The organism is Pseudovibrio sp. Tun.PSC04-5.I4 (assembly GCF_900104145.1).
Lineage (GTDB): Bacteria > Pseudomonadota > Alphaproteobacteria > Rhizobiales > Stappiaceae > Pseudovibrio.
In genome coordinates, this window is the sequence record NZ_FNLB01000006.1 from 196,974 (window position 1) to 218,764 (window position 21,791).

Here is a 21,791-nt window from a genome sequence, read left to right on the forward strand (position 1 = left end):
ATGCCAAATGAGAATGGGTAATTCTCGAAAATTTCAGAGTTAAACTAAGTGGATATTGTTGCCAAAATGGCTGTGCGCCATGAAAAGGAGAAGGGCGTGAGCACATGTGTTGCGCAATCTCAGTCCAATTTCAAAGCAAGAAACCCACAATTGTAAATTATGAGCTTTATATTCATATATTATAACTTGACTAAATAACTCATATTTAAGTACCAAGTGAATGACCGCACTACACAAACTGGTAACCTGTGCGTTATTCTCTAAAGGACATTTTTTATGAAGCTCACGAAAACACTTCGCGGTATTGGAGCAGTTTTTGCTGTGATCGCGGGTCTTGGAATAAACTCAGCCTTTGCCGAGAAAATCACTATTACGGACATTGCTGGTCGTACGGTAGAAGTTGAGAAAAACCCGTCTCGCATCGTGCTTGGCGAAGGCCGGATGCTGTATTCCCTTGCATTGCTTGACCGCAAAAACCCGTTCAAGCGCGTCGTAGGCTGGAAAGATGACCTGATCAAATACGATCCGGATGCTTACAGAAAGTATCTTGCTGTGTTTCCTGAAGCAGCAAAAATCGCCAATCTCGGAAGCCCTTACTCCGGCGAATATAGTGTTGAGACCCTCATCACCTCAAACACGCAGGTCGTTTTCCTTAATCTGGGGAACTTGCTGAAAGCGCAGGAAAGCGGCATTCTTACAAAGCTTGAAAAAGCCGGTATCGCAGTCGTCTTTGTTGATTTCCGCCAACGCCCAACTTTGAATACGGTTCCAAGCTTGCAGGTCATGGGTCGTGTTCTGGATCAACGCGATAATGCTGATGAGTTTATCGACTTCTACGTCAAAAACATGTCTTCCATCTACGGCACAGTGGAAAAAATCAAGGATGCGGACAAGCCTGTCGTCTTCATTGAGCGAGCTGCCGGGTATAATCCGGGTAAATGTTGCAGCACGTTTGGAAGCGCGAACCTTGGTCGTTTAGTCGATCTTTCCGGCGGCATTAACTGGGGCACTCGTCTGTTCCCCGGCTTTAGTGGCAAGGTGAACCCTGAGGCGCTCTTCGTTGACAATCCTGATGTCATTATCGGAACCGGCGCAAACTGGGCAGAGGCTAATCCATCCACCAATGCAGTATTGCTGGGCTATGAAGCTAAACCAGAGCAGGTTCAGGAACGCCTGGCTGTTTTGGCAGGTCGCCGTGGTTGGGATGAACTCTCAGCCGTGAAGAATGGTCGTTTCCATACCGTTTACCATCAGTTTTACAACAGCCCATATCACTTCGTTGCAATGCAAGCCTTTGCTAAATGGTCAAACCCTGAGCAGTTCAAGGATCTAGATCCGGAAGCAACGTTCAAAGAGTTACACGAGCGTTTCTTGCCAATCGATTTCAGCGGCGTCTTCTGGGCGACACTTAAGCAGTAATCAGCTTTAGCCCTGTGGGCATCCCCCACAGGGTTTCTTAGGATTTGCAGTATGACCAGTATTACAGCGTCAGAGCCAGCGGTGACACAGTACTCTTCACTCGTTGGAAAGCGCATTTTCATCCTTTGCATTGCAGCAGTGTTGCTCCTTGCAAGCTTTGTCTATGATATCGCCAACGGCCCCGGCGATTTCCCGCTCTCTACTGTTTTAGAGATATTGTGGGACAAAACTTCTCATGGCGTGCGAATGGAAGTGATCGTTTGGGATTATCGCCTTCCTATCGCCATTACAGCTGTGTTGGTCGGTGTCATGCTATCCATTGCTGGTGCACAAATGCAGACCATTTTGAATAACCCTCTCGCGGAACCTTTTACGCTTGGTGTTTCATCTGCAGCCAGCTTTGGTGCATCCTTAGCAATCGTATTGGGATGGAGCGTTCTCCCAAATCTCGGTCATCTGATCGTGACCATGAATGCCTTTCTGTTTGCATTGGGAACTTGCGCTTTCATTTTATTGGCGGCCCGCCTGAAGGGCGTTGGCAGCGAGACAATTATCCTCTTCGGCATAGCCATCTTCTTCGTTTTCAACGCAGCTCTTGCGATGATGCAATATATGGCTTCAGAAGATCAACTTTCCCGCATCGTGTTTTGGATGATGGGATCCCTCACACGCGCCAGTTGGGAAAAAATAGGTTTGGGAGCTGCTTTGCTCGCTGTTGTTATTCCGATTTGTATGTTGCGCAGTTGGAAGCTGACTGCATTGCGCATGGGGGAAGAAACAGCTTTAAGCATGGGTGTTGATGTGCAACGCCTCAGAATCGAAATGCTTATTATTATTTCAATTCTGGCTGCAACCGCGGTTGCTTTTGTAGGAACTATTGGTTTTGTCGGGCTGGTGGGGCCGCATATTGCACGCATGATTGTTGGTGAAGATCAGCGTTATTTCCTGCCACTGTCAGCACTCACTGGTGGCCTCATGATGTCGTTGACTTCAATCCTATCTAAGATGATCACACCCGGCATACTTTATCCGATCGGAATTATTACAGCTCTCATCGGTGTACCGGTCTTCATTTCAGTCATTCTATCAACGCGGAAAAACAGATTGTCATGACACTATTTATTGAAGACCTCACAGCAGGGTATGGCCGGACGCCAATCTTAAAAAACATCAGCTTTCCGGAGATAGAACCAGGGCAGCTGGTTGGCCTGATCGGCCCAAATGCAGCAGGTAAATCGACCCTTTTTAAAGCGATAACAGGCCTGATAAAGCCAACCGCTGGCACTTTGCTGCTGCAGGGGCAGAACCTCGCGAAAATGAGAATGCAATCACGGTCGCGACTGGTTGCATATATGCCTCAGACATTTCATTGCAATGCATATCTCTCAGTTTTTGAAAGCATCCTTCTTGCTCTCAAACAAACCTCTGGCTGGCGTGTCAGCAATGACAATATCCAGAAGGTCGAGCAGATCCTTGGGGACTTAGGCCTGCTTCATTTGGCGAACCGGGGACTATCTGAACTATCAGGTGGGCAATCGCAAATGGTTGCCGTTGCCAGAACGTTGGTTCGGGAGCCAAAGCTGATCCTGTTAGATGAGCCAACCAGTGCGCTTGATATGCATCATCAACTTTCAATAATGACCGCTATCCGGCAATCTCTCGCTTCAAATGAAATATCCGCGATGATTGCTCTTCACGATCTGAACCTTGCTGCAGAGTTCTGCGATCGTCTTATTCTGGTGCGTGAAGGTGAGATACTTGCGGACGGCCTTCCAGCAGATGTTCTGGCTTTACCAGAGGTTGATCAAACTTATAAGGTTTCCACTCAGCTGGAACGAACTAAGCGCGGCTCGCTTTATGTTGATGCACAACTCATTGCCTGATCTCCAACCCCAAAAGGTCAACTGGTAAAGACTTCAAAATATGAGCATCAATTCAGGGCCGCTCGGATGGTGTCTGGTTCAATTGTGTTGATGGTGGTTTTGCGTGCTTCGTATCTGCGCTATTACAACTATGGCAGTCGGCACTGTTGTTGTGATGAGGTTACATAATGTTCCACGTCAACAGCCGTATTCATTTTGAACTGTACATGACGCCGTCTTGTGTCGTATCATATCTTTGAGTTTTGTTATGGTTGTGAAGCTGTTTCAGAGGTTTGTGATCTAACTTGTTGAAAATGAATAATTAAAGAATTTGCTAACTAAGCGGCTCATAACCTGAAGGTCGCAAGTTCAAATCTTGCCCCCGCAACCAAAATTCAAACCGCTAGGCCAATGGCTTAGCGGTTTTTTTGTGTCTGGATTTTGCGGGGGTGACTTGCGCAGGAAGTTGTATGGAAGCAAGTGATTTGATGCAACTCTTCAGAAATTTAGCACACAGTTCTGATGGAATCCAAAAAGTTGGTGGTACTGGAAAGTTATAGTGCCTGCATGCCAATAGAATGAGTGGGTAGATTCCGTGCTTCATTGTCGAAAGTTCATTTGTTTTGTCATGATCGGAAACTACTACAGTTAAGATTTCTAATAACTCCTTACCGTCATGGGTAATAGGTAAATCAGGAATAGTAATACCGTGAAGTTGCCCGCCAGAGAAAAGATCATGTTCGGATTGCTCATCAGGAGCCCAAAGCTGCATTGTGCAATGTTGTAGTTTTTTGAACAGAGATCTGCTAAACGCCCAGTCGACCCATAATCTTCTAATAGTGCAAATAATGCAGAGAGAGTGGGAATGAGGGTGCTACCTGCTGTAGCCTCTTTAAAATAGGCATTGTCGCCTGATTGTCTGACGTCAGCCCCTATGGGTCCAAATAGCAGTATTTGATAAGAGAGTGTTTTTGGCTCATCGTAACCACTGAGGAGTGGGACATGAACTAGACAACAGGAACAGGCAATAGCCCTGGCGAGAAGATCGTCAAAGATATCAAACGCGCCACCCGCAAACCCTATTCATCAGAAGAAAAGATCAGGATCGTGCTGGATGGGCTGCGCGGTGAAGACAGTATTGCTGAGCTATGCCGCCGGGAAGGCTTATCACAAGGTATCTACTACAAGTGGTCGAAAGACTTCATGGAAGCAGGCAAGCGGCGTCTGTCTGGTGACACGGCGTGTGCGGCAAATACTGAAGAGGTTAAAGACCTCCGCCGGGAAGCTCGCGATTTGAAGGAAGTGGTGGCTGAACAAACGCTTGAACTCCGCTTGCTCAAAAAAAACATGTTCGACGGTGGGGGCGACCCAGAATGAGGTATGTCGCATCTGAGAAGCTGGAGATCATCAGGTTGGTTGACGAAGGCCACCTATCAGCTCGCCAAACACTGGCCAAGCTCGCTATTCCCCGCACCACGTTCTATCGTTGGTATGACCGTTATCTACAGCGCGGAGAGGCTGGACTGAATGATCAATCTCCCAAACCCAAGCACGTCTGGGACCGCATCCCTGACGAGGTAAGGCGCAAGGTCGTCAAGCTGGCTTTGAAGGAGACTGAGCTATCACTTCGGGAATTGGCGGTTACGTTCACTGATCGTGAAAGGTATTTTGTATCAGAGGCTTCTGTCTACCGCGTATTGAAGGCACACGACCTGATCACCAGCCCCGCCTTCATCGTCATCAAGGCAGCGAGTGAGTTCAAAGACAAAACGACAGCTATCAATCAGCTCTGGCAGACGGACTTCACCTATCTTAAGGTTCTCAGTTGGGGGTGGTTCTATCTCAGCACGATCCTGGACGATTACAGCCGCTATATCATTGCATGGAAGCTCTGCACCAACATGAGGGCTGAAGATGTGACCGACACATTGGATCTCGCGTTGCAGGCATCAGTTTGCGACCAGGTTCACGTTGCCCACAAACCCCGGTTACTAAGCGATAATGGCTCCAGCTACGTCTCTGGTGATCTGGCAGAATGGTTACAGGGTAAAGGCATGAAGCACTCGCGGGCATTCTCTGGGCGCTTGTGAAACCCTTGGGCAGGGTTATCTGAACGCAACTTCCATTGTACTGCGAGGTTGAACATCTTGCGCAAGATTTCACCGAGGCGATTGGCGCGGATCGGTGTCGGGCAAGGCGCACTTCGGCGCAAAAGTTTCTTGGCGGGGCGGTAGCATCCAGCGGCCATCTCACGTACCAGTCGGTTACGCCATTGCGGTAATACCAGCTTGGTCAACATGGAACTCTGGTCAGAGCGGTTGCGGGCGGCGAGTTTAGGTAGGTGCTCGTCAATATAGCGGTCAATCAAATCGCTTATGCGTGGCACAACACGTTCTGCTTCGCAGTTGCCCAGCGGATCGTACTCCATCTCAATTTCGCGGCGGATGGCTTTGGCGCGTTCTCGAGCGGCCACCACGCTCCAGGCGGGCAACTGGCCAATGGTGTAACGGCGCTGGCGATCATTGAAGCGGTAGGACACATTGAACGCCTTGGTGCCGGATTTGTAGATCACCAGCGCAAAGCCGGGAACCACATTGTCAAACAACTGATATTGCCGCACTGTTGACATAGCATCGCGGGTAATTTTTTCTGCAAGGCGTTGACGACTATGCACAATACACTCCCCTCACATAACATCCAAGTAATGCGTAGTGTGTCAGCATTTGCAAGATCAAAGTCTTTGGGTGCAACGCCCGAGCACATCGAGAAAGTGTAGGGTAGGAGCCTCTAGGCGGATAGGCGTTCATAGGCGCTGGACCGTAAATGAGGAGCATCAAATGAGAAACAGAATGCTCAAAGAGTAAGTGCTTATTGATAATACAAATAGCAATTGAAAGTTCGTCTACATTAGGTGAAACGGTGCTTAAATCAGAGGCCGAAGGGCTTCAACCTTGCCGTCAGTCGCGGGCCGATAGTTTTTACCCAAAACGATGTTATGGTTTTTAGAAAATGCGACGCCGATACGAAATTTTCCGGCGCCGCTGTTTTGCATTCTCTGGATGAATTACTCCACGATAAACTCAGTTTTCTTGAACTGGCTAATCGCATCTTCATCAAGTTCAATTCCCAAGCCTGGTCCTTGCGGAATATGAACAAAAGGAGGTTCAATCTTCAGTGGCGTTTTAAGGAGGTCGTGAGAGCGTATGTAGCGGCCGAATATATCACTTGGCCAAATGCAGTTTTGTGTTGCGGCTGCCTGATGTACGTACATGGCCTCCAGAATTCCCAGATCCACTTCAGAACCATGCCAAAAGTAGACGTTTGCGCAGTGCGCAACCTGTGCCAGGCGATGGAAGGCAGCGAGACCTCCATTAAAGTTAAAGCCATCAACAGCTTGGTGAACCAAGGCATTAATAATGTCGTGTTGACGTTGTCCCTGCCATATGTAGGGCAATGAGATATGCCTGATAATGCGGATGTCTGTGAATTCGCGAAGAGCTTTGTAGTCCTGAAGCATCCAAATCGGCATTGGATCTTCCAAAATCATAACGTTTCCGACCTTCTCAAGGCCTCGTACGATCTTCTTTGTCTCTCCTAGGTTTTCAAAACGCTGGTTCGGATCGAAAATCACTTTCATGTTCGGCGCGTATTCAGCAATTTTTTCACACATGCCAACGACATCATCTTCTAGGTCTGCTTTGAATTTGATCGTTTCAAATCCCAGATCCTGATATTGACGCACCCATGGGCCCACTTCATCCAAAGTTCTGTGGCTGGACCAAGCCGTAACCTTTACTTTTTCTTGAAGCGCTCCACCAAGCAGCTTGTGAAGAGGGAGGCCTTGTAGCTTCGCAGCAGCATCCCAAATTGCGCATTCAAACCCGTCGTATTCTCGAGAGAGCAGAATTGGCAGTTGCTGGAGACTCAAATCTTCGATGGCGATGCCCAGAAGACTGTCTGCGATGTCCTTTACCAACGTGGTGTTATGATCCCTCATAAACTCACCAAAGCCAACAGTTCCGTCAGATAGTGTCATGCGTACAATGAGTTTTGGTAATTCATCAAACTGAGTTGACCATGTTCCTTTTGCGCCCACAGGAAGCATATGCAACGGCTTATTCAGTGTGGCGGAATTGATAACGCCGGGATTTGCACGAACGATGACTTCAGTGAATTCGAATTTCTTGATTGTGTGCTTTGTCATGGGGCTACCGATAGTGACAGGAGAAAATGGTCGGAGTTGAATCTCCGACCAAGAATGCTATTTGGTGTCTACTTCAGATAAACGGAGGCATTTGCTTTATTGATCGCAGATTTAAACTCTGTCAGCAGAGTTTTCCCGCTGTCAGTCAGAGTTTCATCAAAGTACTTGTCCATCTCGCGTACTGCAACTTCGCGCATTCTTGCAAGCTCATCCTTGGATGGAGTGTTGACTTCCATTTTCTCTTTGAGATCAATGGTGTCTTCGGCTTCAGAAATACGACCCAGTCCTCGTGTTGCAACAACCGCTTCCATGCTGGAAACTCGCAGGATGTCCTGTTGTTCAGGGGACAGACCTTCAAAAAACTGCCTATTCACGAGGAAGAACATCGGGTTATAGAGGTGCTTGATCAGGCTTGTCGCTGTCTGCACTTCGTAGAGTTTTGTGCGGTATACGGTAGGAACTGGATTCATCTGACCGTCGATTACACCTGTCTGAAGACCGGTGTAAACTTCACTCCAAGCAAGAGGATAAGCCTCTGCACCCAAAGCTTGAATGAGGCGTTGGTGGGCAGGCACGGTCATCGTCCGAATGCGCAAGCCTTTAAAATCTTCAAGCGTTTTAACTGGCTTCTTTGAATTGGTGAGTGCAAAGAAACCGCCTGGATCGGCGATACCCAAGACAACAACATCGCTAAGCTTTGCTTCAATGGCCTTTGCCAGCTTTGTACCAAACTCACCTTCATACACCTTGTAAACTGATGCCATATTGTCGAACGCAAAAGGCAAATTCAAAATATCCAAATCTGGATAAACTGGTGTTAATGAGCCAAGAGATGCGATCGTGCCTTGAATGATTCCGGCTCGAACCTGTTGTAGACGCTCTTCACTGCTGCCTAATTGGTTGTTTGGATAAATTTCTACATCAATATCACCATTGGTTGCAGCTTCAACAGCCGCACCCAATACTGCTGAATAGGCATGTGTCACATTTCCCTTTGCTTCCGGTGGTGCATCATGGCCGATACGCATCAGTTCAGCGTGTGCAGCTCCTCCCAAAAGAGCCGTCATGCAAACGGTTGCAAGCAATGTTTTTAGAGATCCCATGGTATTAACTCCCAATTATGTCCAGAGATTTTTAAAAGCCGAGCAGTCTCGGAATGAAGAGGGCTACATCCGGTAAGAACGCAAAACCCAGTAGTATGGCAACTTCCAGCAGAAGGAAGGGCTAGAGATCTTTCATGATCCCGCCAATCCTTTCGCCGGTCACAGACGAAAGTACGAAGAGGCATGCACCAATTGGTGGGGTCATAAGAGAGATATTCAGAGCAAGGACGATGATAATGCCGCCATGAATGGGGTTCAGGCCAATCTGAGCCATTATTGGCAGTAGGACAGGACCCATGATGATGAGCACGGCGGCGATATCCATGACCATCCCGAAGACAAGCAGGATGCCAATCAACATCAACAAAATGAGGTCTTTGTTCTCGCTTAGGGCAAGTAAGCCTTTGGAGAGATCTTGTGGAATACGCTCAAACCCAAGCCACCAGCCAAGCGCTGATGCAATCGCTACGATAAGAAACACGACGCCGTTGATGCGAGCAGTTCTCGCCAAAATCTCCGGTAGATCTGAAAGCTTTAGATTTTTGTAAACGAACATGCCGATAAAAAGAGCATACCCAACAGCGATAGCGGCGGCTTCTGTGGGTGTAACAATACCGCCCAATATTCCACCAAGAATGATACCGGGCATCAGGAGCGCCAGAAACGCTTTTTTGAAAGCAGCCCAAACAATGCGCCGGCTAAGGAGGACATCTTCGCGGGGAAGGTTTTTGGCTTTGCCTGTGAGAGTTATCATTGCCATGCACAGCAGCGTAATAACAATACCAGGTAGGATCCCTGAGGCAAACAAACCCGCAATAGAAACCCCCATAATGGAACCGTAGAGCACCATTAAACTAGAGGGAGGTACAGTTGGCCCTACGATTGAGCCAGCTGCAGTAACTGCACAGGCATAGGACCGAGTATAACCATTGCGTACCATCGCAGGAACAAGGGTTCTGCCAAATGCAGCAGCATCCGCTGTCGCTGATCCCGAGACACCAGCAAACAACAATGAGGCGAGCATGTTTGTATGTGCCAAACCTCCACGCCAATGCCCAACAAGCGCCTTGGCAAACAGAAGAATCCGATCAGTAATACCGGTTTTATTCATGATTTCGCCGGCCAAAATAAAGAACGGCATGGCCAAAAAAGCAAAACTGTTTAGGGCCGAGAAAATTTTACTTGGGATCATGACGAGGAAGTTATTATCAACGATCCCACCACCGAGAGCGATATAACCGGCAAAGGTAGCAACGCCAATTGCGACCCCAATTGGCAACCCAATCAGCAAGCTAACAACAAATAATAACGCAACAATCACTGGTCTATCTCCTGATTTGCACCGTCGGAAACATCCACTTCAAACAGTTGAACGGGAAGTTTGCCGAAATCACGGATAAACACGAGAGAAAGCTGAACTGCGGTGAAGAAGAAGGATACGCCGACCGCAGCATGAGGGACAGTCAGAGGCATTCCATATATTGAGGTACGTGTACCGAGGGCCTTAACAGCAAAACTGATAGACAGAAGAGCAATACTAAAAAAGACGGCGATGCTCACAAGGTCAATGAATGCAGCAAGTACCAAGCGCTGCTTTTCTGGTACTTTTTCGTAGATAAACGAGATGAAGACGTGTTGTCTCCGGTACATAGCCGTCGCAATTGCTAATAGCATGGTCCACACCATTAGGTAGCGCGCTGCTTCTTCCACCCAGATGACCTGCCACTTGAAGATGTAACGATCTAGGACTGCGAACCACACATCCAAGAGTAAAACGGCGAACATCGCGATTACAATCTTGTTCAGTACAGTGTCGATAATCCGAGAGGCTTGCCCACAAAAGCTGCGCATAAAAATCTCCCACCAATGAAACGCGCATAACGTCTCTGTTGGACCAATCACGAGCTAGATTCGCGTCATAATTGGACCTTATTGGATCTATATTGGACTGAAATATCTATAAGTCAACGAAAATGATTTACGTACTATAACGTCTGTACGCTGCAAATTTGTGGTGATATATCGGATATTGGATTGAATTGGTTCTATTTTGGTTGATTATTCATTCCATTGCGATCAAAATGATGTACCAAAGAGAGTCGGGTATATTCGGACCTCATAAAGCTTTGTTCATTTGGGGAAATACGAGAGTTATGAAACAGGACGCACACTCGACAGATCTTCATACTCACTTGCTGAATGCGTTGAGAAACGGCGACCTTAATCCAGGGCAACGCCTGCCAACAGAGCGTGCATTTGCGGATCAGTTTGGTGTCAGTCGAGGCGCGGTACAACGTGTGCTGCAGAACCTTGAAGAAAAAGGTTTGATTTTTCGAAAGATCGGAAGCGGCACTTTCGTTTCTGATCGCCTTGATAGTGCTGTCGAAACGTTTGATCACGGAGTAGATATTACTAGGGGTAACTTGGCAGAACACGTTGAAGCCAGAGCTGCATTTGAACCCTGGGTTATTGCCACTGCTGCACGTTATGCCACCTCGGAACATAAGCAGGAGCTGCGTAAACGATTAGAGCGTGTTTCTAATCCTGAAGATTGGCTCGACTACAAAGAAGGCGTCTATCAATTCTTTCGTCTTCTTTATGAGATCACTGAAAATGGCTTTCTCCTACATATTTTCGATTTGATCATTAAGGCACGTGAGGACGTCCGCTTTGGCGGTGATCGGCCCAAAACTCGCGTAAGTCTGGTCATCAGGAACAACATGGTCCGTTCTTTAGAGACCATTGCTGAGCCTGTAGAACAAAATGATCCTGAGAAAGCTGAGGCAGCAAGCCGTGAGTTTCTCGACAAAATGATATTGAGCGTCAACACATAAGTGGAGGTAAATTCACATGGAAATCGGAAAACATCTTCCCCCGCAAGCCAGCCAACATGCGACAGCTGGTCCATACTCACCAGTCTTAATCGTCAAGGCAGATAAAATTGCTCTGATTTCAGGTCAAGCGCCTCTTGATGATGAAGGCAACGTTGTAGGTGAAACAATTGAAGAGCAAACACGCGTCACACTCGACAATTGCCTGAAACAACTTCAAACAGTCGACTGTGATCTTGGCGATGTCTTCAAAGTCAACGTATTCTTGACAAACTTGGACGAGTGGGAACGATTTAACGTTGTTTATCAAGAGTATATGCCGGAACCTCGGCCTGTGAGAACCGCTGTACAAGCGGGATTACTCTCTACATTCAAAGTCGAAATTGAGATGTGGGCGGTGCATCACTAGACCTTCGCGGTTTGTATGCTGACTTGATTTAATTGGGAGAATGCCATGATTTGGGAAGATCTGACTACCGAAGATCTAGGCAAGATTGATCGCGAAACGCCGGTTGTTTTGAATGTTGCAGCAATTGAACAACATGGCCCCCATTTGCCGCTATCAGTGGATGCGGATATTGGTGAATTCTTTTTAGGTGAACTCAATAAATGTCTGGGCGATGAAGTCCTAACTCTGCCGTCTGTCAAAGTTGGGTGCTCCGAGCATCATATGGATTTTGCCGGGTCTCTTACTGTTACTCACGAAGCTTTCATGAATTACGTACTCGGTATTCTCGAATCCGTTCTTCACCATGGTTTCAGAAACATTCTTATTCTCAACTCCCATGGTGGAAATAACGCTATTGGGAAAGTAATTGCAGAAAAATTGGGTGCGCAACACGGCAGGAATGCCCGTATTATGTTTACAGCTTGGTGGCGCGCTGCCTCTGAGCAATTGGCTTCCATTTCGGACACAGGGAAACTAGGAACAGGGCATGCATGCGAATTTGAAACCTCTGTAATGCTCTTGGCGCAACCTAACAAAGTGAAACTTGAGCGTATGCCGCATGGGTTACAGTTTGTTGAGGTTGGTGAACGTTATGACGCAGGCTTGGTAGGCGGAAATTCGGTCGACTATATACGGTCAATGAAGCGGATCTCAGGTGGAAGCGGTGTTGTGGGAAATCCAACAACAGCAAGTGCAGAAAAAGGCCAGTTAATCACTGATGCTGTCATGGCAAACCTTTCTGAAATTGTGAAGGACATGAAGGAATTATCCTGAGGTATGAATAACGTAGCTTAAATGTATGAATTTGGTGCTGTCGAATACTATTGGAGAGCGACTACTCTCTTTTTAAGATGATAGTCGTACTTTAAATTCGACGTAACTTGGTATTGTACATCAACTGCTGCCTTCATTTTGAACTGTATCTGACGCAGAGCTGGCTCAAGTTTTTTGGACAGGTTGTAAAAGTGGATTTAACTCCTGAAACTGGCATAAGCCAAGAACAGGAGACCGGCATGAGCAGACGTCCCCACTGGTCTTATAGCCTGGATTTTAAAGCGAAAGTGGCGCTTGCTGCTATTCGCGGAGAGAAGACCTTGAGTGAATTAGCTCAGGACTTTGATGTGCACGCTAACCAGATCAAGCAATGGAAAGAGCAGGCCCTTGCGGCGATGCCAGATGTGTTTGGGACTGATAAACAAGCTAGGTAGGAGCCTGAAGTCGACATCGAACGGCTGCATGCCAAAATTGGTGAGTTGGCATTGGAGAACGATTTTTTCGGACTTCGAAGGGACTTTGGCCCCAGTGGGGCCGCGTAAGCTCGTAAGAAGGTGCTCACCAAAACGGGACTACTGAGCGCCAGAAGATGATTGTCTGCAAACATGACCTTCCACTATCCCGTCAGGCTAAAGTCCTGAGCTTATCTAGAAGCAGTGTATGCTACCGGCCCCGTCCGGCCTCACTGGAAACGCTTGCCATCATGCGCCTGCTGGATGAACTTCATCTGGAGTATCCGTTTGCGGGTAACGGTATGCTGCAACAGCTATTGAAGGCAGAGGGCTTTCCTATCGGTCGGTGCGCCATGAGATCCTTGATGAAGAGGATGGGTATTGAGGCAATCTATCGCCGACCAAACACTTTCAAACCCGCACGGGGTCACAAGATTTACCCATATCTGCTGCGTGATGTAGAGGTTTTAAGACCCAATCAGGTCTGGGCCATCGATATTTCCTATATTCCCATGGCGAAGGGCTTTACCTATCTGGTTGCCATCATTGACTGGTACTCGCGTAAAGTTCTGAGCTGGCGATTGTCGATTACCATGGAGGCAACTTTCTGCATCGAAGCTCTGGAAGAGGGGCTCTCAAAACACGGCAAGCCAGAGATTTTCAACTCCGATCAGGGCTCCCTGTGGACCAGCATAGACTTCACCGATGTGCTCAAGCGCGAAGAGATCAAGATTTCCATGGACGGCAAAGGAGCCTAGCGTGACAATGTTTTTATCGAAACGTTCTGGCGCACCATCAAATATGAGGAGGTCTACCTAAAGGCCTACGTCAGTGTGCCAGAGGCCAGAAAATCCATTCGCCAGTATATCACCTTTTGTAACCAGAAGCGCCCACATTCATCGCTTGACTGGAATACCCCGGATCAGGCCTACTGCAACCACCCGCTGCACATAACTCAAGCTGCTGCGCAATCGGAGCGGATCCACTTATAAACGACGCTCAACTGTCCAACCAAACGGGACCACCTCTGACTTCAACCGGGAGGGGTTGGCTATTGAAGTGGTTTTTCACTCCCGGCACTGCGGTCGTGTGCACTTTGAAACAGGTGATAGAATGGCGCGAGATGTCAGAGACGTTCCGTGTTGATAATGGCCCTGAAAACATCAGCGAAACCTTGCTGTCCTGGGCTTGAAACCTCGGCATTAAGATCTTGCATATTTAACCAGGCAAACCAACTCAGAACGCATATATCGAGCGCTATAACAGGACTGTTCGGCAAGAATGGCTGGATCAGAATTGCTTTGAAACGATTGATCAAGTCCAGTTACAAGCAACCAATTGGCTCTGGACTCACAACTTTGAGCGACCCAACATGGCCATGGATGACATTACACTCGCAACTGAACTGAATCTGGCAGCATAATTCTACGTCAAAACTCCTCCAATAATGGGGGGTTACCTTATGACCGTTGAGAAAATCACTAATTTCAAGTCAGGTGTGATTTTTGAAATAGTGAAGGCTACTTGATGCTACATTATTTTTTGAGATGACGGTACAATTGCCTAGAGTTTTCAAAGGCCAGGTATAAGTGAACCGATGAAGCATAGGTTGCACCACCGGTTCTTCCGTTGCTATTTTTTGTTCTAGAACTCCACTTTCGCGCCGGCCATGATTTTTACACGACGTACGATTTCCGCATCACGGTCGCGTTTGAATTGATCTGGGTTCCGTTCTTTCCAATTGTAGAAACCTTGCCCGGATCGCATGCCGGTATGACCTTCTGCAAACAACTTACCGACGGAGGTCTCGGCAGGGTCGTTCACATTATAAAGATCAGCCCAAACCGCTTTGGCAGCATCGCCGTTCATTAGGTCGAGACCTGCAAGATCGGCGTGTTCAAAAGCACCCATAGCGGGCAGCCGGCATGCATATCCCTGCTTCAAGATCGTGTCGCATGCTTCTGGAGAAACTAGGCCACGATCAACAAGGCTTACAAATTCCCGCAAAACAGCGTGTTGAATGCGCGCCCATAGGAAGCCAGGAATATCCGGGCAAAGAACTGGTGTCTTGTCAGTATCGTTGAGCAGTTTGGTAACAGCTGCAGTAACTGCTTCATCGGTCTGCTCACCAGGAACAACTTCAACCAGTTTCACGAGGTAAGCAGGCTGTGCATAGTGGGCAATGCAGAAGCGACCTGGCTTTTTGAGCGCAGCCTGTATAGCGGTTGAGCTCAATGCTGATGTAGTGGAGGATAATATGGCCTCGTCAGAGCAATATTCTTCAGCTTGTTTTAAGATTGCCTGTTTGATGCCTAGGTCTTCGAGGACAGCTTCGATGATGAAACCTGCAGGTGCTGCTGCTTCCTTCATGTCATGGGTGTATGACATGCGACCCAAAACGGTGTTTTTATCTTCAGCTTTCGCAAGACCTTGCTCAACAACAAAGTCAAATGCCTGCTCAGCACGTTTTGCAGAATCTTCAAGATCAGCTTCCGGGCGATCCCAAACGCAAACTTCTGCACCACCGAGAGCCAATGAGAACGCGATGTGCGTTCCCATTGTGCCAGCGCCAATGATGGCGCATTTTGGCAAATTATTCACCACAGTAAACCCAACCGTTGTTTTCTTTTTTGACGACACCCTTCAACTCGAAGGCATTTAGGCTGGCGTTTACTGATACAAGAGCGCGCCATTCACGTACCATGCTCTGATCATTACAGGTCCGATCACGGATCTCAGTGAAGGTTGCCCCTGGTTTTTGCTTGATCGTATCAAGAATGGATTTTTCAACTTTATCCACGCGACGACGGCAGTCGTTCAACAGCTCAACTGTGTCTTCAACACCCATTGGCTCTTCGTGAGCGAAGAGGACAGTTTCAACATTACGTTCTTTGAGAAAGCGCTCTAGCTTATCAAATGTTGCCCGCATAGTTTTTGGGCACTCGTAAAGGTAAAGAACAGGGTTGATCTTTGGCAGCAGTACGTCTGCAATCATCAGTGTCTTTGTGGAATGTTCAAAGAAGCCGATTTCCGCCATGGAGTGACCAAAGAACTCGACTGTTTCGATGACAACACCACCGCCAAGATCGATCATGTCGCCTTCGGTGATAATCATGTCCAGACCAGCAGCTGTCGGGCCCATCCAGTCAAGGTATTCAGGATCGAGATCGAAGCATTCACCTTCAGGGAATGCATGCACAATGGTTTTTGCATTGAGCATATTGTCGGCGATGCGATCCTGACGGCCAGGGTGGCTAAGGATTTTGCAGCCAGTTTCTTCCTTCAGCCAACCGTTGTTGCCCACATGGTCCATATGTTCATGGGTGATGAGCAGGTAATCCAGAGCAGATTTTTCGTAACCCAGTTCGGTGAATGCTTTTTTCAAAGCTGGCAAACCGCCATGCAGGCCGCTGTCGATCAGGGCCAGTTTGTCTGCCCCTTTAACAAAGAAAACGCGTGTGGCTGTTTTGCCTTCGTGGTCGCCCGGAAGGCCCATGCTGACGGTTGCAAAAGGACCAGATTTGTAGCTGATTACGCTATCTGACATTTTTTCTTCCTTAGTTATAAAACGATTAGCAGCCCTTGAAAACAGGGTCTCGCTTTTCAATAAATGCTGCGATTCCCTCTTTGCCGTCCGCTGTTGCGAAGAGCCCACCCAGAACGCGCTGTTCGAATGTGAGGCCAGCGGAAAGCGCGGTGTCCAAACCATCGTCATTGATGCGCTTACCTTCGCGAAGGGCTACCGGAGCCTGCGCGGCAAGCGTCTCGGCAAGTTCCAACGCTTTCGGCATCAACTCGTCGGGTGCACAGGCTTCCAGAGCTGCACCATATTCAACGGCTTGTTTTGCAGTGATCATGCGACCTGTAAGGAGTATTTCCTTTGCGCGCATTGGACCAACAAGGCGAGGTAAGCGTTGTGTGCCACCACCACCGGGGAGAAGGCCGAGTTTAATCTCTGGCAAGCCAAGTTTGGTTTTTTCGTTTACCAGAATGAAGTCACAGCACATGGCAATCTCGAAACCACCGCCAAGTGCATAACCATTCACGGCACATATTGTGATCTGTGGCAGGTTAGCAATCGCATCGAAGGTTTCGCGAGAACGTCTCTGGAAATTGTCAAAAACTGTCTGCCCAACCTCGTGATAACCAGTAATGTCTGCACCAGCAACGAAGCCACGTCCCGTTCCGGTTATGATGAGAACGCGAACCTCTTCCTTGCGGGCATAGAGCTCATTAATGTAATTGCCAATTGCTTCCTGAATTTCGAAGTTCAGAGCGCCCAATGCTTCTTCACGGTCAATGCGAAGAATTTCGATAGGACCTTTTTGTTCCAGAACCAGTTTGGGATGTAGGCGCGTTTCCATAATCAGAGTGCTCCTGCATTACGAAGTTTTTCGTAGCCAGATTTGCCGAGCATTTCTGTGAGAACTTCTTCGGTATGTTGACCAACGGTGGGTGCAGCAGATTTTGTGGTTACCGGTGTGCCGCTCAACGTGATTGGGTTTGCAACAGCCTTTACTTCACCTGCAATCGTATGTTGCATTGTCACGAGGCGGCTGGAATCTAGATCTATCAGTTCTTGCATAGCTTCTGCTGAGTTACGGATGGGTGCTGCCCAAACATCATTTTCCCGGAACAGTACCATCCATTCCTCGGTCGTCTTATTAGGCGTCAGTGTCTCAATGAGCCGTTTAGCTTCATTGCGATCTACCCAGGAATCGAGTTTTCCGAGTTCATCGCTGCCCAAGATTCCGCCAAGTTTGTCCAGTGGGCACATTGCAATGCAAACCCAACCGTCTTTGGAAGGGTAGCTGCCATATGGAGCATCATTCCATGCAGAGGCGATACCTGATTCGGAACGCTCTAGAGCGATGTCTTGGTTTAATACTGCAAAATTTTCCTGACCCATCATAGCCAGCGTTGCTGAATACAGATTGGTCTCCAGCTTCTGTCCAATTCCGTGGGTGTTGCGAGCAATGATTGCACCTAGAATGCCAATCGCGAGCGCCTGAGAAGCTGCAAAATCGGCAACAGCGGTACCACATGCTGTAGGAGCATCGCTCTTCTTGCCGGTGTTGAACATGATGCCGGACATAGCCTGAATTAGTAGATCCTGTCCCGGCCAGTTGTCTTTAGCCAAGTAGCTGTATGTGCCCCAACCATTGCCGGAAGCGTAGATTATCTTCGGGTTTGCCTTTTTGAAATCTTCGTAGCCAAGGCCAAGACGATCCATAACGCCAGAACGATAGTTTTCAACAACCACATCACATTCTTTAACCATCTCCAAAAGGGCCAAGCGGCCTTCTTCTGACTTGAGGTTTACTGTAATGGAACGCTTGTTTCTATTGAAGGCATGAAATGCGGCGCCGTCGCCACCAACCAGCTCACCAAGGATCGGCATTGAGCGGATCCATTCACCTTTACCCGGACGCTCAACTTTGATCACATCTGCGCCAAGATCAGCCAGATTTTGGGTGCAAAGTGGACCAAGCATCATCTGTGTAAAGTCCAGAATACGAATTCCCGATAAGGCCTCAGGCGGGTTTTTAGCGCTCATTTTCTTCTCCGGAAATGATTGAGAATATTTCAATAATATAGTTATGCCATCACCAACACTCCAACCTGTGGAAGCAAAGTTTCCATGGATTGGAACAACTGGCTTGACTGTCGAGATCAGTTAATCCGTGATGGGTGGTACTGTTCTTGTGGCCTATAAGTTTGCTGATTTTTCGCGTTTGTAAAGTCAAAAATATCAACATGAGTGGTTCTACATACTATTTTGGTACATCGTTTTACCAACAGCAAAAAAATGAAAAGAATCACTTGAACAAACGTTTTACCAATGATATTTCAAGTTCAATTCAAAATTACAGCACTTCGATTGTCGAGGTGTATGGGAGTTCCAGATATGGTTACGATCACGGATATTTCTCGCCGCGCTGGCGTCTCTCCAAGTGTTGTATCGCGTATTGTGAATGGCGACGAAAAACTGCGTGTAAGTGCAGATACTCGTGCGAGAGTTGAAGCGATTATTGAGGAAACTGGGTATAAGCCAAATGTAGCGGCTCGATCCCTGCGGTCCTCAAAGTCTGGTTTACTTGCTCTGGTTGTGCATGATGTCGCTAACCCAGTATATGCAGAAATAATTGCCGGCGCGCAGTCTGCCGCGAGCGAGTACGGTAAAGTATTACTTGTCGGTGAGGCTGCTAGCATTGGCTCTAGTGTCACACAACTGGAAAGTTTGATCGCCGGTGGCGGGGTGGACGGACTTGTGCTTCAAGGAGCCGGAACCGAACTTGACCGCTCTATTGAACACGCTGTTTCCAGGAAAATTCCTCTGGTCTTCCTTCAATCCGGGGACATAAACTTGGCCCCAGTTCTAAGCATGGATGACAAGGTTGCCGGCTATATGGCAACGGAACATTTGCTGAATCGAGGCCACAAGAAAGTTGGGTGCATCACCACCAAACGAGGCCTTCAGTTTAGTGAAGCCCGCCTTGAAGGTTGGAAAATGGCTCTGCTAGAGCAGGGTATTCAACCTGATGAGACCTGCGTAATTCCAGCTGATCCAAACCACGCCAGTGGGTATCTAGCTGTCAAACAACTGTTCGAAGCATCTCCGGAAACGACTGCGGTTGTTGTTTCGAACGTTCTATCTGCTGTTGGTGTGTTGGCTTATCTGGCTGACAGTGGAAAATCAGTGCCAGATGACGTTTCAGTTATCGCCATCAATGACACGGATGTTGCTGAGTACATTCGTCCAGCACTGACTTCGATAAAAATGCCCTTGCACACAATGGGGGCAGAAGCTGTCAGGCTTGTTTGCGCTGGCAAGCCTCTTGATCACTCAGAAATCAAGATTTCGGACCCTTCACCAATATTAATCGAGCGGTCTAGCGTCTCCAGATTGTAACGCAGTCTGGAAACTAACAAAAATACTGATGTTGACATAATGGGAGAACATCAATGTCATCAGAAAAAAATCTATCGCGTGTTACCAAACTAGCCCTCATCGCTAGCCTTGCTGTGGGGGGAGCCTTTATTGGTTCCGCAGCAAATGCAGAAACCTTCTCACTACGTGTGGGTTCAGGCCATCCAGTTAAGGGCTTGTCCCATATGGAAGCTTTGGAAAATCAATTTCTTCCTGAGATTGCAAAGCGCGTTGAAGAGCGTACTGAGCACAAAATCAAATGGACGAAAGCTTATGCTGGCTCGCTCGTAAAGCTGCCAGAAACATTGAGTGCAACTCAAAAGGGCTTGCTCGATATCGGGGTTATTAACTTCCCGCATATCACTGAATTGTTCGTTCAAAACTTCCCGTTCTACTTCCCTTTCCAAACCGGTGATGCGGTTATGGCAACAAAAGCTGTTCGCGCAACTTTTGATCAAGTGCCATGGCTGAAAGAGTCCTTTGAAAAGAATTACAACCAAAAGCTCTTGGCTATTGGTGCAAACGGTAACTACGGTATCGGAACAACCTTCCCGTTTGAAAAATTCGAAGATCTTAAAGGCAAAAAAGTTGGTGCTGGCGGGCCGAACCTTCTGTGGTTTGAAGGTACTGGCGTTGCTCCGGTTACAACAAACCTTGGCGAAGCATACAATGCTCTGAAGTCTGGCATTTATGACGGCCTGGTCATTTTCCCTGGACCTTACTACGGCTTTAAACTTCAGGAAGTTGGCAAAAACTTTACAGTTGCAAACTTCGGGTCTCCTTCTGCTCTCTCCATCAACGTGAACCTGGATAAATGGAACACGTTGCCGAAAGACGTATAGGACATCTTTGTTGAAGTTTCTGCTGAGTATGAAGTTTACTCTTCAGAACTTGCTAACGAAGCTGATGCAAAAGGCTTGGAAGCACTTAAAGCAGCTGGTTCCAACATCATTTACTTGCCAGTTGATGAGCAGGCAAAATGGGCAGAAGGCCTTGCAGACTATCCAAACCGTCAGGCAGAAGAAGCTACGGCTCTGGGTGCTCCTGGTACTGAGATCTTCCGCACTTACATCAAAAACTTGAAAGAGCTCGGCTACAAATGGCCATATGAGTACCAAATCAAGTAATCCCGACTGGGGCTAATAACTTCTGGATGGGAATTTCCTTTCCAGAAGTATAGCAAGAGTAATTTGTAAGTAAGAAATTGCTCTGACCATGTTGTTTTTTAAATACTATCCCATGATGAGATGATCTAGGGTGGTTCGGGGGTCTCTATGTCTATAAGAAGCACAGCAAGTGCCGTTAATAAGGGAGTGTATATGTTAAGTGCTCTTCTTATATTGTTTGTGACCTGTATAATTATTGTAGATGTCCTTGGGCGCGGATTGTTTAACTCGCCACTTACTGGAACCGTAGAAATCGTAAGCAACGTTATTGTTGTTATTGCATTTTTGCAGATCTCCTACGCTATTCAGACCAACGGCATGTTTCATACCGATATGTTCGTCAACTTAATGCCGAGTTCCATCAAAAAGGCGCTTCAACTGCTTGCCGAACTTGCAGGTGCAGCTCTGATTGCAATGATGATCTATGCCTCCTGGGGCGACATGATGTTGGTGAATACTACGGTGGTGGTCAGTTTCGCTTCCCGGTTTACCCAGTTCGCACAATCATCGTTTCGTGCAGCATTTTTGCATTTTTGAATTACATCCTGCGGGCTGTTGATGTCCTCCTCGATACGTCCCCTCAAGAACAAGAACAGGAAAT

At 47.6% G+C, this 21,791-nt stretch carries 19 protein-coding genes and 3 pseudogenes; 13 read left to right on the plus strand and 9 right to left on the minus strand.

The features are described 5' to 3' along the window. Positions 1–276 precede the first annotated feature (276 nt). From BLS62_RS05925 to BLS62_RS05945, 4 genes and pseudogenes are all read left to right on the plus strand, one after another. On the plus strand, positions 277–1,419 hold the full coding sequence (locus BLS62_RS05925) for an ABC transporter substrate-binding protein (RefSeq protein WP_093178129.1): 1,143 nt from the start codon (positions 277–279) through the stop codon (positions 1,417–1,419). Positions 1,420–1,470: 51 nt separating this feature from the next. Further along, entirely contained in the window at positions 1,471–2,532 is a 1,062-nt protein-coding gene (locus tag BLS62_RS05930) for a FecCD family ABC transporter permease (RefSeq protein ID WP_093178132.1), read from the plus strand. After that, a complete protein-coding gene (locus tag BLS62_RS05935) occupies positions 2,529–3,302 on the plus strand; it encodes an ABC transporter ATP-binding protein (RefSeq protein ID WP_093178135.1) in 774 nt (257 codons plus the stop codon). Before BLS62_RS05930 ends, BLS62_RS05935 begins: the two co-directional genes overlap by 4 nt. A 1,023-nt stretch (positions 3,303–4,325) precedes the next feature. Beyond that, positions 4,326–5,350, plus strand: a pseudogene (locus BLS62_RS05945) (IS3 family transposase); the annotation flags it as partial. On the opposite strand, the gene BLS62_RS05950 reads toward BLS62_RS05945, so the two are convergent. The 5 genes from BLS62_RS05950 to BLS62_RS05970 form a co-directional block, all read right to left on the minus strand. Beyond that, positions 5,293–5,910 carry an Arm DNA-binding domain-containing protein gene (locus tag BLS62_RS05950; protein WP_244283623.1) on the minus strand — a complete coding sequence of 206 codons (618 nt, stop codon included), beginning with the start codon at positions 5,908–5,910 and terminating at the stop codon, positions 5,293–5,295. The pseudogene BLS62_RS05945 and the gene BLS62_RS05950 overlap by 58 nt on opposite strands. 435 nt (positions 5,911–6,345) lie before the next feature. Continuing rightward, entirely contained in the window at positions 6,346–7,485 is a 1,140-nt protein-coding gene (locus tag BLS62_RS05955; RefSeq protein ID WP_093178143.1) for a mandelate racemase/muconate lactonizing enzyme family protein, read from the minus strand. Positions 7,486–7,553: 68 nt separating this feature from the next. After that, positions 7,554–8,588 carry a DctP family TRAP transporter solute-binding subunit gene (locus BLS62_RS05960; RefSeq protein WP_093178145.1) on the minus strand — a complete coding sequence of 345 codons (1,035 nt, stop codon included), beginning with the start codon at positions 8,586–8,588 and terminating at the stop codon, positions 7,554–7,556. A gap of 121 nt (positions 8,589–8,709) precedes the next feature. Further along, complete coding sequence (locus tag BLS62_RS05965) at positions 8,710–9,909, minus strand: TRAP transporter large permease (protein WP_208990699.1); 1,200 nt, start codon at positions 9,907–9,909, stop codon at positions 8,710–8,712. After that, entirely contained in the window at positions 9,906–10,439 is a 534-nt protein-coding gene (locus BLS62_RS05970; RefSeq protein ID WP_093178148.1) for a TRAP transporter small permease, read from the minus strand. The genes BLS62_RS05965 and BLS62_RS05970 overlap by 4 nt, the downstream gene beginning before the upstream one ends. Before the next feature lie 302 nt (positions 10,440–10,741). Between BLS62_RS05970 and BLS62_RS05975 the strand changes: the two genes are divergently transcribed. From BLS62_RS05975 to BLS62_RS32125, 5 genes and pseudogenes are all read left to right on the plus strand, one after another. Continuing rightward, on the plus strand, positions 10,742–11,422 hold the full coding sequence (locus tag BLS62_RS05975) for a FadR/GntR family transcriptional regulator (protein WP_159436506.1): 681 nt from the start codon (positions 10,742–10,744) through the stop codon (positions 11,420–11,422). A 16-nt stretch (positions 11,423–11,438) separates the two neighbouring features. Beyond that, positions 11,439–11,828, plus strand: coding sequence for a RidA family protein (locus BLS62_RS05980; protein WP_093178153.1), 390 nt, complete (start codon positions 11,439–11,441; stop codon positions 11,826–11,828). A 45-nt stretch (positions 11,829–11,873) separates the two neighbouring features. Then, on the plus strand, positions 11,874–12,641 hold the full coding sequence (locus BLS62_RS05985) for a creatininase family protein (RefSeq protein ID WP_093178155.1): 768 nt from the start codon (positions 11,874–11,876) through the stop codon (positions 12,639–12,641). 239 nt (positions 12,642–12,880) lie between these two features. Next, positions 12,881–14,085: pseudogene (locus BLS62_RS05990) on the plus strand (IS3 family transposase). Between the two features lie 37 nt (positions 14,086–14,122). Next, positions 14,123–14,516: pseudogene (locus BLS62_RS32125) on the plus strand (integrase core domain-containing protein); the annotation flags it as partial. Between the two features lie 221 nt (positions 14,517–14,737). Here the strand turns inward: BLS62_RS32125 and BLS62_RS06005 are convergent. Genes BLS62_RS06005 through BLS62_RS06020 form a run of 4 tightly spaced genes read right to left on the minus strand, consistent with a single transcriptional unit; the run spans position 14,738 to position 18,650 of the window. Further along, complete coding sequence (locus BLS62_RS06005; RefSeq protein WP_208990700.1) at positions 14,738–15,694, minus strand: 3-hydroxyacyl-CoA dehydrogenase family protein; 957 nt, start codon at positions 15,692–15,694, stop codon at positions 14,738–14,740. Beyond that, positions 15,687–16,640, minus strand: coding sequence for an MBL fold metallo-hydrolase (locus BLS62_RS06010; RefSeq protein WP_208990701.1), 954 nt, complete (start codon positions 16,638–16,640; stop codon positions 15,687–15,689). Before BLS62_RS06010 ends, BLS62_RS06005 begins: the two co-directional genes overlap by 8 nt. A 25-nt stretch (positions 16,641–16,665) precedes the next feature. Next, a complete protein-coding gene (locus BLS62_RS06015) occupies positions 16,666–17,457 on the minus strand; it encodes an enoyl-CoA hydratase/isomerase family protein (RefSeq protein ID WP_093178160.1) in 792 nt (263 codons plus the stop codon). A gap of 2 nt (positions 17,458–17,459) precedes the next feature. After that, complete coding sequence (locus BLS62_RS06020) at positions 17,460–18,650, minus strand: CaiB/BaiF CoA transferase family protein (RefSeq protein ID WP_093178163.1); 1,191 nt, start codon at positions 18,648–18,650, stop codon at positions 17,460–17,462. 351 nt (positions 18,651–19,001) lie between these two features. Between BLS62_RS06020 and BLS62_RS06025 the strand changes: the two genes are divergently transcribed. From BLS62_RS06025 to BLS62_RS06035, 4 genes are all read left to right on the plus strand, one after another. After that, positions 19,002–20,006 carry a LacI family DNA-binding transcriptional regulator gene (locus tag BLS62_RS06025; RefSeq protein ID WP_093178166.1) on the plus strand — a complete coding sequence of 335 codons (1,005 nt, stop codon included), beginning with the start codon at positions 19,002–19,004 and terminating at the stop codon, positions 20,004–20,006. A gap of 53 nt (positions 20,007–20,059) precedes the next feature. After that, positions 20,060–20,866 carry a C4-dicarboxylate TRAP transporter substrate-binding protein gene (locus BLS62_RS06030; protein ID WP_208990702.1) on the plus strand — a complete coding sequence of 269 codons (807 nt, stop codon included), beginning with the start codon at positions 20,060–20,062 and terminating at the stop codon, positions 20,864–20,866. A gap of 75 nt (positions 20,867–20,941) precedes the next feature. Beyond that, on the plus strand, positions 20,942–21,151 hold the full coding sequence (locus BLS62_RS31630) for a hypothetical protein (protein ID WP_208990703.1): 210 nt from the start codon (positions 20,942–20,944) through the stop codon (positions 21,149–21,151). Between the two features lie 192 nt (positions 21,152–21,343). Continuing rightward, on the plus strand, positions 21,344–21,727 hold the full coding sequence (locus BLS62_RS06035; protein WP_208990704.1) for a TRAP transporter small permease: 384 nt from the start codon (positions 21,344–21,346) through the stop codon (positions 21,725–21,727). Positions 21,728–21,791 lie beyond the last annotated feature (64 nt).